The sequence below is a fragment of the Rheinheimera sp. genome (assembly GCF_036568245.1).
Classification (GTDB): Bacteria; Pseudomonadota; Gammaproteobacteria; order Enterobacterales; family Alteromonadaceae; genus Alishewanella.
Genome location: NZ_DATCSY010000365.1, coordinates 1 through 3,241, shown reverse-complemented (window position 1 = coordinate 3,241; position 3,241 = coordinate 1). Strand labels below are relative to the sequence as shown.

The window sequence follows — 3,241 nt, the reverse complement described above, 5'->3', positions numbered from 1 at the left end:
CTGCGTCAGGACCTTACGCAGCGCCGAGCCGCATACCAGCCACAAACCGACACACGGAAATGCCACCACCAGAAAAGCAGCTGTGATAACACTGACTTCAATCCAGTAGATGCCGCCTACACTGGTAAATGCCGCCACTGCACCACTGGCCATAACCCAGGCCTTGCCATTTACCCACTGAAATAAGGCGGCCTGAATAAAGCTGAACGGTTTGCTTTTACCTTGTGCTATCGCCTTGGGTTCAGCAGCAGCAATACGCCACGCCAACCAGATGAGATAGGCAATCCCCAATACTTTAATCAGTTGATGTAAATTCGGGTAACGTTCAAATACGACGCCAAAGCCAAGCCCAACCAGCAATACCATCAGCGGAAAACCCAGACAGATCCCGGCGAGATGAGGCAGACTGGCGCGAATACCGTAATTCATGCCGGAAGACATGATCATAACGTTGTTTGGGCCAGGCGTAATGGTGGTCGAAAATGCAAAAAACAGTACAGCTAAAAACAAATCCATATAAGTCCCACTGCAAAGTATCCATTATCTAGCGCTGATGATACCAAAGCTGTGGCTCATTAACAGGCGTTTCTGCCGGCAATAAAGGGTTATTAAGGTGGATAATATTACGCTCTTTTAGTTTGAGTTCAGTCAGATGAGCAGAAAAAAACTGTTGAAACAGTTGCTCAAAACTGCCATCTGCAATCGTCTTTCTCAGGCCTGTTTCCAGATCTTTCGCCAATTGCTTATTCGCCGGGTTAACAAAAAAATAGCTCGCGGTCGGGTAATAAATCACCCAGTTACTCTCTATTACAATGCTTCGATGGGCTAGAACCTGTGCTTCGTCAGCTATTTCCAGCGCATTACGGGGTACAGCGTCCACCCGCCCTTTCTCCAGCATCGAGAACAAATTATCGTAGTGCGCTGCACCTATCACCGAAAAGCCATTTAAAGTCAGTATTTTGCTGTCAATCCAGTCATGGCCCTGGGCATACACCAGCTTTTTAATCTGGGCTGCGCTGGCATTGCGGCCAAACTTAGCTTGATGCTGTTGCTTTATCAGCATCACGCGGTAGCCGCTCAGACCTTTAAAGATTGGGATACGGATCGGCAGTAAATCCAGCTCCCGCTCTACTGACGTCATGGTCCACAATATGTCCAGTTCAGATTGCTCTTTCAGAAACATCATACTACGGGATTTAGACATGCGCTCAGCCGAGCTTTGCAGTTGATATTCACGCCCGGAACGCGCCAACGCCAGCTCCAGCAGAGCTAACGGATAGACTGAACGATAATCCTCTACATCAGCCACTGCTGGATAACGTACTATCTCTGCATAACAGACTGAGCCAAACAGACAAAAAAACAGCCAGAGCAAGGGTTTCACTTTGCATCACCGTGTATCTATGCCATGTTATAACCAGCAGTATCAGCCTGACTGGCTGAAAATGGTTGTGCAAATAGTGATATTTATTTTATAAAAGTGATACGGCAAAAATAAAAACGATACAACCCCAAGAAAACGGAGAATAACATGAATAAAATTATAGGCTTGGCAGTATTAGTGGCGGGGGCAATTTTATTATATTTTGGCTATACCGAATACAACTCCACGGCATCTCAGGTGACTGAAATGGTCACAGGTAATCCGACCGATAATTCTATCTGGTTTCTGGTCGGTGGCGCCGTTGCCGTTATTGTCGGGCTTGGCATTTTGCTGAAAAAATAACAGCCATAAAAAATAAAAGGCCGCGTTGCGGCCTTTTATTTACTCTAACAGCAGCTTTACTCTTCTTCCTTACCCCAGCTGTCACGCAAACCAACAGTGCGGTTAAACACCAGCTTATCTGCTTGAGAGTCGCGGTTGTCTGCGCAGTAATACCCCTCACGTTCAAACTGATATGCCTGCTCGGCTTTCGCGTTTGTTAAAGATGGTTCAACCAAACCATGCTTAATAACCAACGACTGCGGGTTTACGACGGTCAGAAAATCTTCTTCTGCCGCAGGGTTGGCCACGCTGAATAAACGGTCATACACCCGAAACTCAGCAGGCACAGCATGGGTCGCCTCTACCCAATGAATAACGCCACGCACTTTACGTCCGTCTGCCGGGTTTTCCCCCAGCGTTTCCGGCAGGTAGCTGCACTTTAATTCCGTAATGTTGCCATCAGCGTCTTTAATCACTTCATAAGCATGAATAACATAGGCATTGCGCAAGCGCACATCGCCATTTAACACCAGACGCTTATATTTCTTGTTCGCCTCTTCACGAAAATCAGCACGGTCAATGTATACGACAGGGCCAAACGGCAATTTACGGCTACCCATAGTGTCATCTTTCGGATGATTAGGTGATTCAACCCATTCGATGCCATCAGACGGGTAATTAGTAATAGTGACTTTCAGTGGATCCAGCACGGCCATAGCACGGGGTGCTGCAGCATCTAAATCTTCCCGGATACAAGCTTCCAGCGCACTCATTTCAATCACATTATCTTGCTTGGTCACGCCAATACGTTTGGCAAATTCGCGTATCGCGGCAGGTGTATAGCCGCGACGGCGCAGACCTGCGATGGTTGGCATCCGCGGATCATCCCAGCCTGTTACCACCTGTTGTTCCACCAGAGTTTGCAATTTACGTTTGCTCATCACTGCGTACTCCAGATTTAAGCGTGAAAACTCAATCTGCTGCGGGTGACAGGCGATAGTAATGTGATCCAGGATCCAGTCATATAAACGACGGTTATCCTGAAACTCCAACGTACACAGCGAGTGCGTAATGCCTTCGAGAGCGTCAGAAATACAATGCGTAAAATCGTACATCGGATAGATGCACCACTTATCGCCAGTTTGATGGTGGTGGGCAAATTTCACCCGGTAAATCACCGGATCGCGCATAACCATAAAGCTGGACGCCATATCAATTTTGGCGCGCAGCGAGCACTCGCCTTCTTTGAAGCCGCCGGCGCGCATTTTTTCAAACAGTGCCAGATTTTCTGCCGGACTGGTATCACGTGTCGGGCTTGGCATACCAGGTTGGGTAAGGGTGCCACGGTACTCACGCATTTGCTCGCCATTTAAAAAGCAAACATACGCTAAGCCTTTATTGATCAGCTCAACAGCATAACCATAAAGTGCATCGAAGTAATCGGATGAATAGCGTACAGCGCCGTCCCACTGAAAGCCTAACCAGTTGACGTCCTGTTGAATCGAATTAACAAATTCAACATTCTCTTTTTCAGGA

Annotated in this window: 4 protein-coding genes; 1 reads left to right on the top strand and 3 read right to left on the bottom strand. The window is 47.5% G+C overall.

Translation table 11 applies throughout. The features are described 5' to 3' along the window. Both VIN66_RS16155 and VIN66_RS16150 read right to left on the bottom strand, forming a co-directional pair. Positions 1 to 516: LysE family translocator (locus VIN66_RS16155; protein WP_331924937.1), on the bottom strand; the 516-nt coding region annotated here is incomplete at its 3' end. 28 nt (positions 517 to 544) lie between these two features. Continuing rightward, positions 545 to 1,384 carry a hypothetical protein gene (locus VIN66_RS16150; protein WP_331924936.1) on the bottom strand — a complete coding sequence of 280 codons (840 nt, stop codon included), beginning with the start codon at positions 1,382 to 1,384 and terminating at the stop codon, positions 545 to 547. A 147-nt stretch (positions 1,385 to 1,531) separates the two neighbouring features. Between VIN66_RS16150 and VIN66_RS16145 the strand changes: the two genes are divergently transcribed. Continuing rightward, positions 1,532 to 1,726, top strand: coding sequence for a DUF3185 family protein (locus tag VIN66_RS16145; protein ID WP_134054509.1), 195 nt, complete (start codon positions 1,532 to 1,534; stop codon positions 1,724 to 1,726). A 56-nt stretch (positions 1,727 to 1,782) separates the two neighbouring features. Here VIN66_RS16145 and glnS read toward each other — a convergent pair. After that, a partial coding sequence (gene glnS, locus VIN66_RS16140; protein WP_331924935.1) for a glutamine--tRNA ligase occupies positions 1,783 to 3,241 on the bottom strand: 1,459 nt, incomplete at its 5' end.

Excerpts from the sequence above, each read along its gene's own strand:
- VIN66_RS16145 (WP_134054509.1), top strand. The coding sequence starts at position 1,532 with ATGAATAAAATTATAGGCTTGGCAGTATTAGTGGCGGGGGCAATTTTA.